At 55.0% G+C, this 16,838-nt stretch carries 19 protein-coding genes; 7 read left to right on the top strand and 12 right to left on the bottom strand.

Annotated elements, in window-relative coordinates; translation table 11 throughout:
* Nucleotides 1-4: 4 nt before the first annotated feature.
* The 3 genes from GGE09_RS00905 to GGE09_RS00915 are packed head-to-tail and all read right to left on the bottom strand — an operon-like array spanning nt 5 to nt 2,456.
* Complete coding sequence (locus tag GGE09_RS00905; RefSeq protein ID WP_309742915.1) at nt 5-1,732, bottom strand: sensor histidine kinase; 1,728 nt, start codon at nt 1,730-1,732, stop codon at nt 5-7.
* Entirely contained in the window at nt 1,729-2,283 is a 555-nt protein-coding gene (locus GGE09_RS00910) for an RNA polymerase sigma factor (protein ID WP_309742916.1), read from the bottom strand. The genes GGE09_RS00905 and GGE09_RS00910 overlap by 4 nt, the downstream gene beginning before the upstream one ends.
* On the bottom strand, nt 2,283-2,456 hold the full coding sequence (locus GGE09_RS00915; RefSeq protein ID WP_309742918.1) for a NepR family anti-sigma factor: 174 nt from the start codon (nt 2,454-2,456) through the stop codon (nt 2,283-2,285). The genes GGE09_RS00910 and GGE09_RS00915 overlap by 1 nt, the downstream gene beginning before the upstream one ends.
* A 93-nt stretch (nt 2,457-2,549) precedes the next feature.
* Here GGE09_RS00915 and GGE09_RS00920 point away from each other — a divergent pair, with 93 nt between their 5' ends.
* On the top strand, nt 2,550-3,362 hold the full coding sequence (locus GGE09_RS00920; RefSeq protein ID WP_309742920.1) for a response regulator: 813 nt from the start codon (nt 2,550-2,552) through the stop codon (nt 3,360-3,362).
* A gap of 74 nt (nt 3,363-3,436) precedes the next feature.
* Here the strand turns inward: GGE09_RS00920 and GGE09_RS00925 are convergent, their stop codons facing one another.
* A complete protein-coding gene (locus GGE09_RS00925) occupies nt 3,437-3,934 on the bottom strand; it encodes a DNA starvation/stationary phase protection protein (RefSeq protein WP_309742922.1) in 498 nt (165 codons plus the stop codon).
* An 85-nt stretch (nt 3,935-4,019) separates the two neighbouring features.
* Entirely contained in the window at nt 4,020-4,190 is a 171-nt protein-coding gene (locus tag GGE09_RS00930; protein WP_309742924.1) for a DUF1328 domain-containing protein, read from the bottom strand.
* Nucleotides 4,191-4,362: 172 nt separating this feature from the next.
* Here GGE09_RS00930 and GGE09_RS00935 point away from each other — a divergent pair, with 172 nt between their 5' ends.
* Both GGE09_RS00935 and GGE09_RS00940 read left to right on the top strand, forming a co-directional pair.
* On the top strand, nt 4,363-4,692 hold the full coding sequence (locus tag GGE09_RS00935; protein ID WP_309742926.1) for a glycine zipper domain-containing protein: 330 nt from the start codon (nt 4,363-4,365) through the stop codon (nt 4,690-4,692).
* 1 nt (nt 4,693) lies between these two features.
* Nucleotides 4,694-5,038: a hypothetical protein gene (locus GGE09_RS00940; protein ID WP_309742928.1), complete on the top strand. Its 345-nt coding sequence runs from the start codon at nt 4,694-4,696 to the stop codon at nt 5,036-5,038.
* A gap of 6 nt (nt 5,039-5,044) precedes the next feature.
* Here the strand turns inward: GGE09_RS00940 and GGE09_RS00945 are convergent, their stop codons facing one another.
* Genes GGE09_RS00945 through GGE09_RS00955 form a run of 3 tightly spaced genes read right to left on the bottom strand, consistent with a single transcriptional unit; the run spans nt 5,045 to nt 8,366 of the window.
* Nucleotides 5,045-5,671, bottom strand: coding sequence for a hypothetical protein (locus tag GGE09_RS00945; protein ID WP_309742930.1), 627 nt, complete (start codon nt 5,669-5,671; stop codon nt 5,045-5,047).
* The gene (locus GGE09_RS00950; protein WP_309742931.1) at nt 5,668-7,905 is read right to left on the bottom strand and encodes a molybdopterin cofactor-binding domain-containing protein; all 2,238 of its coding nucleotides are present in this window, start codon (nt 7,903-7,905) and stop codon (nt 5,668-5,670) included. Before GGE09_RS00950 ends, GGE09_RS00945 begins: the two co-directional genes overlap by 4 nt.
* Nucleotides 7,906-7,907: 2 nt before the next feature.
* Nucleotides 7,908-8,366 carry a 2Fe-2S iron-sulfur cluster-binding protein gene (locus GGE09_RS00955; protein WP_309742933.1) on the bottom strand — a complete coding sequence of 153 codons (459 nt, stop codon included), beginning with the start codon at nt 8,364-8,366 and terminating at the stop codon, nt 7,908-7,910.
* Between the two features lie 147 nt (nt 8,367-8,513).
* On the opposite strand from GGE09_RS00955, the gene GGE09_RS00960 reads away from it, so the two are divergent.
* Nucleotides 8,514-9,509 carry an AraC family transcriptional regulator ligand-binding domain-containing protein gene (locus GGE09_RS00960; RefSeq protein WP_309742935.1) on the top strand — a complete coding sequence of 332 codons (996 nt, stop codon included), beginning with the start codon at nt 8,514-8,516 and terminating at the stop codon, nt 9,507-9,509.
* 18 nt (nt 9,510-9,527) lie between these two features.
* On the opposite strand, the gene GGE09_RS00965 is transcribed toward GGE09_RS00960, so the two are convergent.
* Entirely contained in the window at nt 9,528-9,764 is a 237-nt protein-coding gene (locus tag GGE09_RS00965; protein WP_309742937.1) for an Lrp/AsnC ligand binding domain-containing protein, read from the bottom strand.
* Between the two features lie 120 nt (nt 9,765-9,884).
* On the opposite strand from GGE09_RS00965, the gene GGE09_RS00970 reads away from it, so the two are divergent.
* Together GGE09_RS00970 and GGE09_RS00975 are read left to right on the top strand one after the other, a co-directional pair.
* A complete protein-coding gene (locus GGE09_RS00970) occupies nt 9,885-10,700 on the top strand; it encodes an alpha/beta hydrolase (RefSeq protein ID WP_309742939.1) in 816 nt (271 codons plus the stop codon).
* A 208-nt stretch (nt 10,701-10,908) separates the two neighbouring features.
* Nucleotides 10,909-11,310 (top strand): DUF2147 domain-containing protein, encoded by a 402-nt coding sequence (locus GGE09_RS00975; RefSeq protein WP_309742941.1) that lies wholly within the window; start codon nt 10,909-10,911, stop codon nt 11,308-11,310.
* A gap of 150 nt (nt 11,311-11,460) precedes the next feature.
* Here the strand turns inward: GGE09_RS00975 and GGE09_RS00980 are convergent, their stop codons facing one another.
* Nucleotides 11,461-12,486 carry an alcohol dehydrogenase catalytic domain-containing protein gene (locus tag GGE09_RS00980; protein WP_309742944.1) on the bottom strand — a complete coding sequence of 342 codons (1,026 nt, stop codon included), beginning with the start codon at nt 12,484-12,486 and terminating at the stop codon, nt 11,461-11,463.
* A 114-nt stretch (nt 12,487-12,600) separates the two neighbouring features.
* Here GGE09_RS00980 and GGE09_RS00985 point away from each other — a divergent pair, with 114 nt between their 5' ends.
* The gene (locus GGE09_RS00985; RefSeq protein ID WP_309742946.1) at nt 12,601-13,419 is read left to right on the top strand and encodes an SDR family NAD(P)-dependent oxidoreductase; all 819 of its coding nucleotides are present in this window, start codon (nt 12,601-12,603) and stop codon (nt 13,417-13,419) included.
* Nucleotides 13,420-13,893: 474 nt separating this feature from the next.
* Here GGE09_RS00985 and GGE09_RS00990 read toward each other — a convergent pair whose 3' ends face one another.
* Nucleotides 13,894-14,262, bottom strand: coding sequence for a hypothetical protein (locus GGE09_RS00990; protein ID WP_309742948.1), 369 nt, complete (start codon nt 14,260-14,262; stop codon nt 13,894-13,896).
* 73 nt (nt 14,263-14,335) lie between these two features.
* Entirely contained in the window at nt 14,336-16,768 is a 2,433-nt protein-coding gene (locus GGE09_RS00995; protein ID WP_309742951.1) for a DUF6923 family protein, read from the bottom strand.
* Nucleotides 16,769-16,838 lie beyond the last annotated feature (70 nt).

Below are 16,838 nucleotides of genomic sequence, written 5' to 3' on the forward strand. Positions count from 1 at the left end.
ATTGTTAGAAATCCGTGGATTCGGGTTCAAAGGCGGCGGCTTCGAAGGCTACGGTCATTTTGTAGGTGTCTTCGGTTTCCTCGATATCTACCTTTGCGCCCAGTTGAATCGCGAAAGCAGAAATCAGTTTTGCGCCAAGGCCGGTGCTTTCCACATCCCGTGTTGGACCAATGGAGTTTACCATTTCAAGGCGGCACATTTTATTTTCAGCGTCGGTTTTGAAGCTGAGAGAAATCCAAGGCTTTTCAACCCCAAGTGTTCCAACGTATTTCATCGCGTTGGTGGCAGCTTCGGCGACCAAAAGCGACATTGGGACGGCCTGATCGGGGTAAAGCATCACGTTATCCACATCCAGCTTCAGGCTGATCTCACGCTCGGTCTCTGACCCGATATGAACTGTTTTTTCAATAACTTCGCGGACTAGCTCACCCACATTGACCTGACCGGCAGTGCCTGTTTGATACAGGTCACGATGGATGGTTGCCAGACTTAGAACGCGGTCCTGAATGCGGCGCAGCATCAACTTGGTTTCAGCGTGTTTGGCCGAACGGATCTGCATATTCAGAATTGATGAAATCAACTGTAGGTTATTTTTAACCCTGTGATGGACCTCTTTCGTCAGCACAGACTGATGACGCATGGCGTCTTCCATCTTGGCCTCTTCGCGCAGGATAGAATCCGCCATGGACAGAAAGGAATCCTGAATAGTTTGCAGTTCCGTGGGCATGTCCGCCGACAGGCTTTCCGTCACAGCCGTGCGATCCTGTCCGAATTGCAACATCTGCTTGCCAATCGACTGGATTTGCCGCGTTATCAGGCGGTGAATGGCAAATAGTGCCACGCCCAGACTGAACAGCCACATCAGAATCGGGAAAATAGAGGTGGTCAAAAGCCGGAGAAACCGTTGCGAAAGTCCAGCGTCCGAGGCCCAGATACCCAGCACAAAAATCTGCCCGTTTTCCACCGGTACAGCGGTGTAAGTACGCGACACCCCGTTTTCGCTGCGCCCTGCAAACACACGAGAGCTGTAAGGTGACAGCCACTTTATCGTGAACCCCATGGGCAGGGCCTGACGGGAAATTTCCGCATCATTTTGCGAGGACAGGATCTCGCCATTCCGGTTTAAAGCCAGAATATCGAAAAACAGCCCGCTGGCGATGGTATCGTCTTCAATACCAAGGGGTTGGTGGGGGATGGTGATGGAAATAAAACCCGAAAGCGTGTCCCGGCTGTAAAACGGTTGCAGCACAAAAACCGCCGATCCACCGTTTACTTGCAGGCTGCGCTTGGTGATGACAGCGGGTTTGCCTGCGGCCGCGATTTCGGTGATGTCGGGAAAGGCGATGGCGCGTTTTGATTGATCGTCAGACGCACAGGTGTGTTCGCCCGAGAGTAAAATCACATCGGCAAAACTGTAGCGGTCATTGGTGCGCACCAGCTTTGACAAAGCCCGCGAGCAGCGGAGAGTGTCATCCACATTATCGGACAACATTGCCGCAAATCCCCGCGCGGCCCCAAAGGCGCTTTGGATGATCAACCGCTCTTTCAGAGCCGCCTGTTCAGTAAGCGCCAGCAAAGCCATTTCTTCGTTTTGGCGGCCTTTGGTGGTAACAGTGTTGGTCTGCACCAGCGCAATTAACCCGATTGGCAACAACGCCAAAGACATCATCAAAATCAGACGAACCCGCAGGCTTTGATACCATTTCGGCTTGTTTTCGGGTTCAAAGCTCACCGCTGAACGGGGCCAGCATTGGTGATCACCGCCATGGTGGCAGAATCTGTCAGCTCCATCGGGTCTCCTTCGGCCAGTTGCAACAATTCGGACAGACGTTCGCGGCCACGGTTAACACGGCTTTTCACAGTCCCAACAGCAACGCCTGTCATATTGGCGGTTTCTTCATAGGTAAAACCCGATGCACCCACCAGCACCAACGCCTCGCGTTGTTCATCGGGCAGGGTTTCGAAGGCCTTTTTGAAATCACCCAACTGCATGCGCCCGTCATGATCGGGTTTGACAGACAGGGTTTCGGTGAACACCCCGTCCACATCCGCCACTTCGCGATTGGTTTTGCGCAGGCTTGAATAATAGGTGTTGCGCAGAATGGTAAACAACCACGCCCGCATCTTGGTGCCCGCTTCAAATTTGTCGATATTTGTCCAGGCTTTGACAACAGCGTCCTGCACCATATCGTCTGCTGTCGCTGAATTGCGCGTCAAACTCAAGGCAAACGCCCTCAGTGCCGGAAGATGATCAACCAGCTCGGATCTTGGATCTGTGGACATTATTTTGTGTCCTTGCTACCAGCGTCTTGTGCCTTGAGTACTGCCAGAAGATCCTTGAATCTGTCCGGAAGCTCCTCTTTGGCCAAATCCGAGTATATCATTTTCAGATTTTGATCTATCAAGGTGGCGACCCGCTCTTTTTCTTTTTCGTTGCTCTTGTCCATATGGCCCATAGCTTCAGTTACTCAAAAATATTATCACATTACGGAACCAAACGCGCAAGCAATGCGTTTGGTTCCATAGAATAACAAAAAAAGGCTAAAAAAATGTCGACCACGCACTCGAACGAAGATTTTTCTGATCAGATAGCCCGCGAACTGCCGTTTTTACGCCGCTATGCCCGTGCGCTGACCGGAGCACAGAACAGCGGTGATAAATATGCAGTCGCGACCCTAGAGGCGATTTTGCAGGATCGGTCGATCTTTGATGACACGCTTTCGGTGAAAGGCGGCTTGTTCAAATGCTTTCATGCGATCTGGTCCAGCACGGGTGCGCCGATAACGCAGGATGATGCCGGGGACTTGGGTCACGCCTATAAACACCTCGCCGCCCTTGGGGCCAACACACGCGAGGCATTGCTTTTGTCCACGGTTGAAGATTTCTCAATTCAGGAAATCGCGCTGATCATGGAAATTTCCCGCGATGACGTGCGCCATTTGGTCAGCACCGCGCGCAAGGATATGGAAAACAGCATTTCCGGCCGGATCATGATCATCGAGGACGAGCCGATCATCGCCGCCGACATCAGCGCGATTGTCACCGATTTGGGCCACACGGTCACAGGCATCGCCCGCACCCGCAGTTCTGCTGTGCAAATCGGCAACAGCACAAAACCTGATTTGATTCTGGCCGACATCCAACTGGCCGATAATTCATCTGGCATTGATGCGGTTAACGATCTGCTCAAAGACTTGGGCGATACACCGGTTATTTTCATCACCGCTTTCCCCGAACGCCTGCTGACAGGCGAACGCCCCGAACCCGCGTTCCTGATCGCCAAACCCTATAAAGAAGAACAAATCCAGTCGGCCGTAAGCCAAGCGATGTTCTTTGCGTCAACAGCCTCGCTTAAAGGGTAATAAGTTCAACCGGACATGAAAAAGCCGCCCCGCTGTTATCGCAGCGGGGCGGCTTTTCTTTTTTTGTGGCAAGCTTATTTCGCGGAAATCGCTGTTAGCATCCACACGGCTTGTTCGTGAAACGCGGAACGGGCCGTTGCTAGGTCTTCGGTCACAACGTCACCGTGTTTTCCTGCCAAACGTACCAACGCGTGCATCCGGTGGGCGACGGCCTCATGGTCTTTCGCCAGATCCGCCACCATATCCCCGGCAGAAGGTTGGTCATCCAGATCCGCAATCACCGAATCCGCCAGAATTCCCGCCATTTTCGACGGCGCCATTTGCCCCAACGCGCGAATACGCTCGGCCAGAACATCGGCCGCTTCGAACAGGTTCTGGTATTGCTCCTCGGTCAGCTTGTGCAGCGAAAAGAACAGCGGACCTTCCACATTCCAGTGATAGGCGTGGGTCTTGAACATCAAGCGATAGGTATCCGCCAGCACATCGCGCAAGCCTTGCGCCAAACCATCGGGGTTTTGCACCCCGGATTTCACATCATGTTCAGACGGAACTACATTCAAAGGAGAGGTCATAAAATAATCCTTTCGTTAGTTAAAACGGCCCCGGCACAAAGTACCAAGGCCGCTTTTTCAGGGGGGAGGGTTGGTGACAGGCCGCTTAGCGCGAGGCGCCGCGTACAGCCCGAACAACCAGTGTCAGCACAAACAAGGCGACAAAGATAAAGAACAACAGTTGTGCTATCCCGACAGAGGCAGAGGCTATGCCGCCAAACCCGAAAATCGCCGCAACGATTGCCACAACAAAGAAAATTACAGCCCAATACAACATAACACTTCCTTCCGTTCTAAATGTCTTGCGCCAGAGTCGACGCTCTCATGCAGAACCAACACGCAGGTCGCCGGAAAAGTTCCAAAATAATTTTTACGCCCGGTTTGGAACCAATCCGCAGAAGGCGCGTTAGTCAGGTACAAACGCAACGAATAACCAAAGGAGTTCCGACATGGCACGCACAGCAACAAATGGATCAGCAAAAGAGACCACCGTTGCAGATCTGAGCGATCAGATCGAAACCCTGCGCAAGGATTTAAGTGATCTGACAGGCACCATCAGCGATTTGGGCAAATCCAAACGCGCCAATCTGACAGATGCCGCCGCCCATAAGATCGAAGCTGCCCGTGAAAAAAGCATCCATGCCGCCGAGGCCGTGACCTCCCGCGCCAAAGATGCCCATGAACACGCAAACGACTTTGTCAAAGCGCAGCCGGCAACGGCCCTTGGCATTGCTGCGGGTCTTGGCTTTCTGGTCGGCATGATGAACGCGCGCCGCTGATATGCTGACGCATCTAAAACACGCCACTGCACGGGCGGCCCGCAAGGCGGGCATCCTGTGTGGAGGCGTGATCTGTATCCTTGTGGGTGCGGGTTTCTTGACGGTCAGCCTGTGGATTTACCTGTCCACCGCCTATGATACGGCCTTTGCCGCATCGGTCTTGGGCTGTGGGTATATGGGCATCGGCCTGTTGGTGATCGGCCTTATCGGCTTTGGCGGCAAAGACCCCGAGCCCCCCCGCGCGCATGCTGCAACTGCGCCCCCAGCGGATGGCCCCGCCATGATGCAGGCCTTTCTATATGGAATGCAGGCAGGGTCGGACACGCAGAAACCCAAACCCCAATAGCCCCTATCAATCGCCTGTCCCCCCGTCGGGGCAGGGCATACCAGCCGCCCCCCAAATCAGAATATCCTGCATGTGTTCCTCTAGGGAATAAGGCGCAGGCTCGCGGTTGCCGCCAGGCGTCCAAGCCCAGTGCAAGATCACATCATGACCCAGATGATCCGCAATTTCCTGATAACTGCGCCCGCCGTTCAACTCTGGATCGCGCAATTGCGCGCAGATCACAGGGGCGGACTGGCCGAACCAATTTGCCTCAACCGGGGCCAAACGCCAATCGTCATCTACCGCAGGCGGGGTGTGGGGTACATCGGAAGTAGACCCTAAATGACAGGTGGAACAGACCAGCGTTTCCGCCCCGATCCGGCTGTCACCCGCAAGAATATTCATCCCGTGCGGGCGGGTTTTCCCATAACTTGGACCAGACCACATCGGCCGATCACTTGGCCCCACATGACAGTTGGAACAGCGCGGATGCGAGACCACTTCGAACATGCGACCCCAAGCCTCAAGACCCTCTTCCTGTGAGATAGAGCCTAATTCTGGTTGCTGAGCAACATTTTCCTCGGCGCGGATCGGACTGGATAAAGTCAGTACCGCAGCCAGACCCAAAAGACCCTTTTTCAAAATCAGGTTCATACAAAATCCACAAATTTGTTAAACGGCATTTCGCGCAACCGCGTGCCTGTTGCATCAAAAATCGCTGCCGCCAAAGCGGGCGCGGCAGGGGGTACAGGGGGCTCACCGATGCCGCGAATATGGGTGCCGTTTTCCAAAGCCCGCACCTCAATCCTCGGGCATTGGTACATGCGCATCGCCTCGTATTCATGATAATTCGACTGCTCGATTCCGCCATCACCAATGGTGATTTCGCAGTTCATCGCATGACCCAGCCCAAAGACCACGCCGCCTTTCACCAGATTGTCAAAGTTCACCGGATCAATCACCCGCCCCACATCGGTGGCCACCCAGACGTTATCAATTTTGATCCCATCAGGGGTGTTGGTCACCTCAACCACCTCGGCCACGGGGGTGCCAAAGGACATGCAAAACGCCACGCCGCGCCCGCGGTTCGGTCCCAAATCACTGCCCCAGTTTGACATTTCAGCCACGGTTTCCAGCACTTTGCGCGATACATCATGGCTGCACAGGGCAAGACGTTGTTCCATCGGATCGCCGCCTGCGGCGTGGATCAACTCGTTCAGAAAACCCTCTTGGAAAAACGCATTTTGCGACGCCCCGACCGAGCGCCAAGAGCTGACAGGTGCCATATTTTTTGCGCGGTGCGCCGTAATCCGATAGTTCGCAATGGCATAAGGCTGATCCCAAAGCGCCTGCGAAATGGAGGAATCAGGACCGGGCATGAAAATCCCCTGCCGATCGCCCATCTGCGAGTCCATAACCGAAGGTGCGCTAACCGCCAAATCCAAAGCTTTCACTTGCCCGTTTTCAACCGCCCCCGCCATCCGCGCAATCGCAGCGGGACGCAGGTAATCATGGGCGAAATCCTGTTCTCGGGTAAAGGTCAACTTAACCGGCGTGCCCTTCACCGCCAGGGCCAGTTCAGTGCAGCGCCGCGCCACCTCGTCTTCAAGGCGATGACCGAAACTGCCGCCCATCATCATGGCGTGCACATGCACCTGATCCGCATCAACCCCCGCAATTTTCGCCACATTATTCTGGGTAAACCGCGGTACTTGCGTGCCTGTCCAAACATCCACCCGCTCGTCGCCAACCAGCACAACCGCGTTGATCGGTTCCAGTGGCGCATGGGCCAGATAAGGCGCGCGGTATTCGGCCCGCAACGGCGCATCCCCTAGCGCGGTTTCAACATCTCCGTCATCGCGGCCCTGACTGTCAGGATCGGTGTCAAAAGCATTGGACAATTCTGCCCAATGATCCGCCATTTCAGGTGCAAAAACCGCTGGTCCCCAATCACACTCAATCGCCGCCACCGCCTGAAATGCCCGCCATGTGTTATCGGCAATCACCCCGACACCCCCCGTCACAGGCACGATCTTTTGCACCCCGCGCATGGCTTTTGCGGCACTGGCATCATAGCCGTTGATCGCCCCACCCTGCCGTGGGTTCAACACAATCGCTGCATGCAGCATTCCGTCGATTTTGGTGTCTATACCATAGGTTAGCGTGCCCGTAGATTTGGCCACCGTATCGACCCTTAGCATGGGTTTTCCGATCAAACGCCACTGATCGGGCTTGCGCAATTCAACCTGCGTTACAGGGTCTATTTTCCCTGCAATTTCAGCCAGTTCAGTATAGGGGATCGCCGTTCCATCCGGCAAAATCACTGCCCCGCCAAGAGTCTTAAGATCCGCAACTGCCAGACCCGTTTTCTGCGCCGCCGCTGCCTTTAAGGTTTCCCGCGCGACAGCCCCAGCAATGCGCAGTTTTTCATAACCGTCGGCCACCGTGCTGGACCCGCCCGTCACCTGCATGCCCATGATTTTCATCACCGCGCCCATTGTGCCGCGCACCGCCGTGGCCATTGCCCCTTGGTCAGTCGACGGAAAGGGCACCGCCTCATCTGCCAAGGCGGTATTCCAATAGGCCGCACTGGGCACGCCCGGATCAACCGTGATCTGGTCCAGTTCCACATCCAGTTCTTCTGCGATCATCGCCGCCTGAACCGAATAGGCGCCCTGACCTTTATCGGCACGCGGTGTGATCAGCGTGATCCCGTTCGCGTCGATTTTCACATAGGGTGTCAGGGCCGCCTCGCCATCCGCCAGATCATCCAGAAGCGGGTTTTCCAAAGGTTTTTTATACAGATAAAACCCGAAGGCCACGCCGCCCACCATAGCCACCGATCCCGCCAGAAAAGCACGCCGTCCAATTGTTCGCAAACGTCCCATTCTTATGCTCCGTTCAATTTGGCGGCGGCGGTTTTTACCGCCTCGCGGATACGGGGATAGGTGCCACAGCGACACAGATTGGCGGACATGGCGTTGTCAATATCGTCGTCTGTCGGTTCGCTGTTCATATCCAGAAATGACGCTGCCGCCATGATCTGACCCGACTGGCAATAGCCACATTGCGCCACTTGATGTTCTATCCAAGCGGCCTGAACCGCGTGCAAACTGTCGGGTGTTCCAAGACCCTCAATGGTGGTCACATCTCCCTCGACCTCTCCGACCTGCACCGAACAGGATCGCACTGCCATCCCGTCAATATGCACAGTACAGGCCCCACATTGCGCAATACCGCAGCCGTATTTCGGCCCCGTTATGCCCAGTTCATCGCGCAAGACCCACAGCAGCGGCATCTCTGGCTCAACATCTACCGAATGCTCGGTTCCATTCACGGTCAGTTTCAACGTGATATCCTTTGCGGTTTGGATTTAACCGAATATAGGGCGTCCACACCGTATTGTTACTTGCAAACCGCGCCATTTTACTAACAAACTGTGCCAAATAGACTCTGCACCGTTCCAGAGCCCAAACCGCGCCTCTATAAAATGATGATGAACAAACGAACCCGCTATCACGTTGCACAGGACATGCAGACCATGTGTGCCCTGCTGAAAATCGAGCCGAAGAACGTGCTGCGCCGTGCAGGTCTGCCGCCCGATTACTTTGACCACGATGATCGCGGCCTGCTGCCCCACCAGATTTTTGCGCTGTGGGATGCCGCCACCGATGAATATAAAAAGCCCGATCTTGCGGTATTTCTGGGCAAATCCCTGGCCCATGGGATTTTCGGGTCGGTGGTTCTGGCCTTTACCTGTTCCCAATCGGTGCAGGCGGGGCTGAACCGCATCGCCATTTTTAAACCACTGATCGGGCCGATCCAACTGGCCATCAGCACCGATGAAACCCGCCTGACCCTGACGATCAAATCTACCGAACCCGATCTGGACCTGCCGGTTGTTTTGGGTGCCATGGATCTGGTGTTTTTTGTCGAGCTGATTCGCACAACCACGGCGGAACATGTGGTGCCACTTTCTGCCAGCCTGCCGCTGCTGCCACCGGACGCCAAAGAAATCGAACAACATCTGGGCATCCGCATCACACGGGGGGAAACCGTGTCTCTGACCATTTCGCGCGATGATGCCGAACGCCGTCTTGTGACTGAAAACCCCAACCTGTGGGCCTATTTCGAAACTGATCTCCAACGCAAACTAGAGGCCCAAACCGGCAAAACCCCGACCTGCGACCGCCTACGCGATGCGCTGTATGAAATGCTGCCAAGCGGGCAATCCTCGGTCGAAGCCGCCTGCCAGAAACTGTATCTGTCCAAACGATCCCTGCAACGGCATCTTCAGGCCGAGGGCAGCAGCTTCCAGATCGTCCTCGACGCCACCCGTTCGGAATTATCCATGCATTACCTGCGGATGGACAATATCAGCATCGAAGAAATTTCCTACCTGTTGGCATTTCGCGACCCCAACAGCTTTTACCGCGCCTTCCACAACTGGACGGGAATGACCCCCGCACAGGCACGCCATTTCGCGGTCTAATTAGCCGTATAAAAGGCTTTAAAACGCTTTGAACGTCAGGATGGTATGGGTGCGCTCAATCCCGACAATATCCAGAATATAATCGTTGATGAACCGCCCCGTGTCTTCACCCTCGGGGATGTACAGCTTTAGCAGCAAGTCCCAATCGCCACTGGTGGAATGCAGCTCGGCATAGTTTTCACGCAGGGCAATTTCATCCGCAACAGCATAGGTCGAGCCGGGTTTGCACCGGATTTGGATAAAAACAGTGTTCATGACATGGCCCTTTTGCTGACTCGCATTCCGCTGGAATCTCCCCTGAAACAGAGGCGGCGTCAATGACACGGTTTTCATTTTGCCAGAACCATGCTCAAACTTCCCAAACTGGAGAGTATTATGATCGACTGGAACGACGCTTTCGCGAATGGCGCTTATATCGACAACGCCGCAAGCTATATCGAAAAATGGACAAACAGCGCTGCGGCCTTTCGCAAAGCCCATAAAAACGCGGCGCTTGACCAAACCTATGGCCCCGCCCCGCGCAACTGGTTCGACCTGTTCCACCCTGAAGGCACCCCGAAAGGCCCCCCGAAAGGCACAGTGATCTTTGTACACGGCGGCTATTGGCTGCAATTCGACAAAAGCTACTGGTCCCATCTGGCCGCAGGACCACTGGCGCAGGGCTGGTCGGTCGCCTTCCCCAGTTACACTTTGGCACCGGATGTGCGGATTTCCAAAATCACCACAGAAATCGCCGCCGCCGTCAGCGCAATTGCAGCCCGAACCACCGGCCCCTTGCGCCTGACAGGCCATTCCGCAGGCGGCCATCTGGTGTCTCGGATGAATTGCATCGACAGCGGCCTGCCCCCCGAAGTCACCAACCGCATCGACCACACAGTGTCTATTTCAGGCGTCCACGACCTGCGCCCGCTGGTCCACACCGATATGAACACCTCCCTGCAACTGGATAGCGAAGAGGCCAGCGCCGAAAGCCCCGCCCTGAACACCGCAAGACCCGACACCTCCGTCACCTTCTGGGTCGGCGCGGGCGAGCGGCCTGAATTCCTGCGCCAGAACCGGATCATCGCTGAAACATGGTCCCGCGCAGGCATCAAGGCCTCTGACGTTTACGCCCCGAAACAACACCATTTTTCCGTCATCGAAGCCCTGACAGACCCTCAATCTCCCCTCACCAAAGAGCTGCTGAAATAACAAAACAAAGTGCCCCCAAACTCCATTTTCTTCAAATATCCACGGGGGAGCCCGCATGGCGGGCGGGGGCGGCAGGCCCCTTATTTACAACGCCCATATGTAACAAATAGTGATTTGAACAGCGCCCCCGAATCCCGTATTAAGTTCATTGCCCGCAGGTCATATTCCTGACCCTGCGCAAGCGATCTTTCTTATCTGAGAGTTTGCCATGAACATTCGCGTTCAGTCCACTTTGGCGACGTTGTTTGCCGCTCTGACATTCGCCACAACAGCATCTGCGGGGGATCCCGCTGTCGGTCTGTGGAGAACGCAACCGGATCGTAAGAACCTGACCTCCCACATCGAAGTGCGCCAATGCGGCGCCAATCTTTGCGGCAAAGTGGTCAAAGCCTTTGATCCCTCCGGCAATGAAGTGAAAACCAAAAACGTCGGCAAAGAGCTGTTTTGGGGGGTCGAGCCGAAAGGCAATGGCGTCTATGAAAACGGCACTGTGGTTGTGCCGCTTTTGAACGTCAAAGCCAAAGCTGGCATGGTTCTGAAAGGCAGTTCATTGCATGTTTCCGGCTGCAAAGGCCGTGTGTGCGACGGGCAGGTTTGGTCGCGGATTTAGAATTGAGTTTCACCGAAGCGTCCCGCTGACCACTCTGGGAGGGGAAAGGTCCATGTGGAGGATCACGGTGGAAGGCCTTTAAGGCCACCCAGCAGGGGAGACTGACGGGATGGCCCAAAACCATCCCGTCAACTCTGTTTAGGGCCTAAATTACGGGGTAATCATGATTTTGCCGTCTTTGATTTGTGTTGCCGCAGCCAAGCCACTAACAACATCGCGCAGGGGCAGATAGGTGGCCACATCGGTGGACCAGCGACCATCGGCAAAACGGGTCTGAACCTCTTTCGCCAGTTCCGCCATCAGATTGCCGTTCTCTTGCATCCAACGGGTCAGCCAAAAGCCTTCAATCACTTTGGACTGGAAAATCAACTGGCCCATTTGGGTCATAGGAAACAGTTCGGGGTTCAGCTTGCCATAAGTCACCCAACGGGCGTTGTTTGGCATGGCCACAAACACCCGCTCTGACACAGAATCCGTAACCGCATCCAGAAACACGCGCGGCTTTAGGGCACGGCTGGCGGCGGCAAAAGCCGCGTCAAAATCAGGGGCCGTGACATCCAGAACCTCGGTCGCGCCCAGCGCGCGCAGGGCATCGGCACTGTCCATGCGCCGCACCAGACAGATGGTTTTTAGACCCTTATCCCGCGCCAAACCGATCATCAGCTTGCCCAATTGGCTGGCCGCTGCGGAAATTACAAAGGCGTCCCCGTGTTTTTGCGCGATGTCCACCATGGCAATTGCGGTCAGCGGGTTCACGATTTGCGCCGCGCCGTCCTCGTCTTTAACGGCGGGGTGCAGCGGAATGCACATGGCGGCTTGCGTCACGCAAAATTCCGACCACGCGCCAGATCCGGCCGCCACAAAGGCGACCCGTTTGCCGACCAGACCTTCGGCACCTGCCCCAGCCGCCACAACATCGCCGCAGCCTTCAAAGCCTGCCGCCGCCCCTTTGACACAGGGTTGGCCGTATTCGCCTTTGATGAAATGCAAATCCGATGGATTGACCGAGGCCATGCGCAGTTTGATTAGAACCTGACCTGCCGCGGGGTTGGGCATCGGCAAAAAACCATCCTCAATATACGCACGCGCATCGTCAATGGCCGGGCCTTCGGATCGGCCGGAATAGCCCTCTAGCTTTTGAATGACGGAAAACGTTTGCTCTGGCAGGTCGCTCATGGGGTGCTCCTAAATGTGACGCCGCGTCCAAGCGGCAATTTGCTTGGCATCACAATAGCCCACCGCGTAAGCTGTCAACAACCACGCTACGGCACCCAAGGGAGAGACAAACTTATGCTTAACGAACTTTTCGGCCTTTCAGGCAAAACAGCCCTTATCACTGGCGGCGGATCGGGCATTGGCGCGATGATGGCACAGGGCTTTGCCCATGCCGGCGCACGCGTGATCATCTGTTCGCGCAAATTGCACCAAGTCGAAGAAATGGCCGCCACCATCAACGGCACCAACCCCGCCGGCAGCGTCGAGGCTTTTTCCGGCGATGTTTCCTCTGAAGAGGGTATCAACGCCATCGTGGCCGAGGTCACATCGCGCACCGACAAGCTGAATATTCTGGTGAATAATGCGGGCATCAGTTGGGGCGCACCCTTGGGTCAGTTCCCCCATTCCGCTTGGGAAAAGGTGATGAATGTGAATGTGGCGGGGCTGTTTCATCTGACCCAACAATTACTGCCATTGCTGATTGAAACCGCCAGCGACGATGATCCGGCCCGCGTGTTGAACCTTGGGTCTGTTATGGGCAAACATCCGATGGCGGACGGAGCTTACAGCTATTCCGCGTCGAAATCTGCGGTGCATCACCTGACAGCAATTCTGGGCAAAGAGTTGGCGGGCCAACGGGTCACAATCAATGCTTTGGCACCAGGGCCGTTCCAATCCAAAATGACCGCTTTTGCCACCGCCAAGGAAGAGCAAGCCAAAGCCGTTGGTGGTGATGTTCCCCTTGGGCGGATCGGGAAGCCATCCGATATTCAGGGCGCATCGCTATTTTTATGCTCGCCCGCAGGGGCCTATGTGACGGGTGCGATCCTGCCCTTGGATGGCGGCGTTCATCTGATGACAGGGCCGAACCTGTTCGGCTCCGCAATGTCCTGACCAACGAAAAAGCACCTGCCGTGTTTTAAAGCGTGGCGGGTGCCTGATCATGTCTTTGTAAGTTTATCACAGAAAACAGACTGCGAATTTTGGCGTTTCGGCACTGTCGGCAGACAGCCCCCTAGCCATAAAATGCGAGCATCAATGCGAGTAGAACAAAGCCAGCTATCAACCCCATCACGAATACACTTGCGAATAACACTGCCATAACAACCCCTACTAACAGTTACCAATTCTACTGGTGGTTTATTTTACACTCTACCCAGCTTCAAAGCCCATCCTCGGGCCAATTTTGAGAGCCTTAGTGTTAGACCGCAAGGGTTAAATCCACGTTATCTTCGCCAGAATCCGCTTTTCTCTACGTCAACAAAACAAGTTCAATTTGAATAATTCATTCCTAAATAGAGTCGACCAAAGCGGCTCCACCCTTGATGGTTAAAGCCCCTGCGAATCATCACGTGCCTAAAACCTGACTTATCGCAGTTTGACGCTGAAACCTTCGCCCGTTCCATGTACCGAGTCTTTGGGAATGATCACTACAGAGTCGGTCCCTTGGGGAATAACCACACCGCTTAAAGATCGCGTGAAAGGTTGTTCTTCTACATGCGGGTGGGTGAGAATGCGGTAGCCAAGTTCGGTTCCATCCGGCAGGTAAACACCCCAACCATCCGCATAGTGATCCCATCCCGTATCGGCGTGACGAAGGGTGACTGAAAAGGTCCAAGTCTGGCCCGATTTCTGGGCCTGTACCTGCTCCACCACCGCAGTGTCCGCAGCGCTCGACACAGCTGAAAAGCAAAGCACTGGAAGGACCGTTCGGGCAAGATGCAAAATCTGTTTCATCCCCGCACCCTAAAGTCTTAACAACCGCGCACCAAGGGTCTTGGTGCGCGGTTCACGAAATCGGGAAGTTCTGTCAGAAAAGGAAATTGGACTCTGACAGGTCATCCAATGTGACATCGGGCATGACGATTCTGTCACCGCCAACCCCGCCGTCAAAAGCGTAGAGGTCGATCACCGTAGCCCAGCCTTTATCTTCGGCGTATTCCAGCAATTTCGTGTAATTGATACGGAAAGCCGACAGGTCGATCTTATCCGTTCCAGCATCGAAGTCGTGGATATAATCCTTGCCGCTTTGCCCCTTAAAGACAAACACATCTGTGACCCCATCGTCGGTGAAATTGCCACCCCACAGATTGTCATTTCCCGCGCCGCCGTCGATCGTATCTGATCCTGCACCGCCGACCAGTTTATCAACACCTGCGCCGCCATAGATCTGGTCATCGCCAACACCGCCGTGGACATAATCCCTGCCATCGCCGCCGTAAAACCGGTCGTTGCCTTCGCCGTCAATAGTCTTGTCGTTGCCGTCGCCTCCATAGATCACATCATCGCCTTTGGCCCCTTGAATGCGGTCATCACCTTCGTCACCATAAAGCCGGTCTGCACCCACCCCGCCATTCAACCGGTCATTGCCCGCGCCGCCATAGATCAGGTCTGCCCCAGTCCCGCCGCGCAACACGTCATCTTCGCCTTCGCGGCTGACAAGGGTTGGTTCCCGCAGAAAGAACGGGGCGTCGGTTTCGCGGATTTCAAATGGATCGCCAGAACGGGGGTCTACGGCACCGTCATTGTTGCCGGTTCTTTCCGCCTCGGCCATGAATTGCACATAGGCCGCCCCGCCATCCCAATCGGCATGGACCTGATAGATCGCGCCTTTGGCGCCTGTTGTGCCATCCAGATCATGATCGCCGGAATTCAGCCCGAAGTACAGGTTGCCATCCCCATCCATAAAGACCGCGCCGAATGCGCCTCTGGGCATGCCATCTTTGAAATCCGCGCCAAACAGCGTGCGGTTGATTTCAAGGCTTTCAAACGTCGGATTCCCGCCTTTGTCCAAGTCTGAAAGATCAATCCGCATGATCTGACCGTTGCCGCCGTTTTTCTTGGGCGTCACAATCGCGTAAAATACGTTTTCATCGCTGCTATAGGTAATATCGTAGATCGGGCCGGAAAACAGGTCGTGAGGTACAAAATACCGTGTGACCACAGGGTTGCCGAAGGCGTCGAAATTATCCACGTCAATCTTGGAAATCGCATTCAAGCGGTGGTCAAAAGCCCATAAATTGCCGCTATCGTCAAAGTCACCGACAAAATAGGCCGCCCCTGTGGTCCCCAGCGTATAGGCGTTGCCCTTGGCGTCGAACATGACCAGATCCCCGACCGCAACGGCCCTGCCCAAATGATCCACACCCACGCCTTTGGCATGGCCATAGATCAGGTCGTCCTGTTGGTTATAACCGATGGCATTGATGCTGAACCCTGCCGCATCCCCAATATCACTGTAGGTATTGGTGGCCGTGTCAAAAGCCTTCAGATGGCCGCTGATCACCTGATATAAAAGCGCCTGTCCGGGCGCGAAGGCGGACACATCTACCGCCCTACCGTTAATCTCGACAGACTTTTCATAATAAAGCACCGGCCCATCCGTCAGAATTTCAGGACCATCCGGTGTGCCAGAGGCAATCTCGCGAAAGGTAATGACGCCGGATGCGCCAGAGCCGACCACATCGACACTATGGGCAGAATACAACCCCGAGGATGTTTCAAAACTGCCCACAACCGTCCCGTTCCAAAGCACCTCTACCGCGGCGGCAGAGCTGCCTTTTTCTATGTTTGCAGCCAGATCGAATGATATTTGATAGCTGACGCCTTTTTCCGTGCTCAGGCTTTGGGACATGGAGGATTTGCCATCCGCCACCAGAATGTCCCAGTTCCCGCTGGCGCCAAACTGGGAAAAGCTGGTGGCCACCGCATCGTCAATAGAGGCTGCCAAAAGGTTCTTGCGCGATCCGTCACCGTAGACCACGTCATCGCCCTTGCCCGCGTTAATAGTATCCGCGCCTTCGCCGCCTTCGGCATAGTCGTCACCGTCTTCAAGGTTCAGTATGTCTTTGCCCCGCCCCCCGTAAACCTGATCGTTGCCCGTGCCGCCGTTGATCAGATCATTGCCTGCGTTTCCCGACAAACGGTCATTGCCGCCATTGCCCAGCACCACATCATTGCCGCCGCCCGCAGTGATCACATCATCATAGTTGCGTTCAATAACCCCGTCCCAATTGATCCGCGACGGATCATAGACCCAGACGCCGTCTACAAAAGACCATTCATCCCCCAGCAGATCACCCGCAACCAGATCATTGCCGTCTTCGGTGATCAGGACATCGTCACCTACGCCGCCATTCACCGTATCCACAAAATCCGTACCTTCGATGGTGTCATTCTTGCGCGTACCATTGGTTACGACACCATCTTCGCCATCTGCCCGAGCGGGGCCAAAATTTTTCATAGCAGAGTCCCTTTGCTGACCTTAGTTCAGCGCTGGGATACGACTCAAAGATGAATCCAAAGGTAAAACC

The organism is Roseobacter sp. N2S (assembly GCF_031454055.1).
In the GTDB taxonomy this organism is placed as follows: Bacteria; Pseudomonadota; Alphaproteobacteria; order Rhodobacterales; family Rhodobacteraceae; genus Amylibacter.

What these genes read in the sequence shown, in the direction of transcription:
- GGE09_RS00910 (WP_309742916.1), bottom strand. Translation starts at nt 2,283, where the DNA reads ATGTCCACAGATCCAAGATCCGAGCTGGTTGATCATCTTCCGGCACTG.
- GGE09_RS00915 (WP_309742918.1), bottom strand. Translation starts at nt 2,456, where the DNA reads ATGGGCCATATGGACAAGAGCAACGAAAAAGAAAAAGAGCGGGTCGCC.
- GGE09_RS00920 (WP_309742920.1), top strand. Translation starts at nt 2,550, where the DNA reads ATGTCGACCACGCACTCGAACGAAGATTTTTCTGATCAGATAGCCCGC.
- GGE09_RS00925 (WP_309742922.1), bottom strand. Translation starts at nt 3,934, where the DNA reads ATGACCTCTCCTTTGAATGTAGTTCCGTCTGAACATGATGTGAAATCC.
- GGE09_RS00930 (WP_309742924.1), bottom strand. Translation starts at nt 4,190, where the DNA reads ATGTTGTATTGGGCTGTAATTTTCTTTGTTGTGGCAATCGTTGCGGCG.
- GGE09_RS00935 (WP_309742926.1), top strand. Translation starts at nt 4,363, where the DNA reads ATGGCACGCACAGCAACAAATGGATCAGCAAAAGAGACCACCGTTGCA.
- GGE09_RS00940 (WP_309742928.1), top strand. Translation starts at nt 4,694, where the DNA reads ATGCTGACGCATCTAAAACACGCCACTGCACGGGCGGCCCGCAAGGCG.
- GGE09_RS00945 (WP_309742930.1), bottom strand. Translation starts at nt 5,671, where the DNA reads ATGAACCTGATTTTGAAAAAGGGTCTTTTGGGTCTGGCTGCGGTACTG.
- GGE09_RS00950 (WP_309742931.1), bottom strand. Translation starts at nt 7,905, where the DNA reads ATGGGACGTTTGCGAACAATTGGACGGCGTGCTTTTCTGGCGGGATCG.
- GGE09_RS00960 (WP_309742935.1), top strand. Translation starts at nt 8,514, where the DNA reads ATGAACAAACGAACCCGCTATCACGTTGCACAGGACATGCAGACCATG.
- GGE09_RS00965 (WP_309742937.1), bottom strand. Translation starts at nt 9,764, where the DNA reads ATGAACACTGTTTTTATCCAAATCCGGTGCAAACCCGGCTCGACCTAT.
- GGE09_RS00970 (WP_309742939.1), top strand. Translation starts at nt 9,885, where the DNA reads ATGATCGACTGGAACGACGCTTTCGCGAATGGCGCTTATATCGACAAC.
- GGE09_RS00975 (WP_309742941.1), top strand. Translation starts at nt 10,909, where the DNA reads ATGAACATTCGCGTTCAGTCCACTTTGGCGACGTTGTTTGCCGCTCTG.
- GGE09_RS00980 (WP_309742944.1), bottom strand. Translation starts at nt 12,486, where the DNA reads ATGAGCGACCTGCCAGAGCAAACGTTTTCCGTCATTCAAAAGCTAGAG.
- GGE09_RS00985 (WP_309742946.1), top strand. Translation starts at nt 12,601, where the DNA reads ATGCTTAACGAACTTTTCGGCCTTTCAGGCAAAACAGCCCTTATCACT.
- GGE09_RS00990 (WP_309742948.1), bottom strand. Translation starts at nt 14,262, where the DNA reads ATGAAACAGATTTTGCATCTTGCCCGAACGGTCCTTCCAGTGCTTTGC.
- GGE09_RS00995 (WP_309742951.1), bottom strand. Translation starts at nt 16,768, where the DNA reads ATGAAAAATTTTGGCCCCGCTCGGGCAGATGGCGAAGATGGTGTCGTA.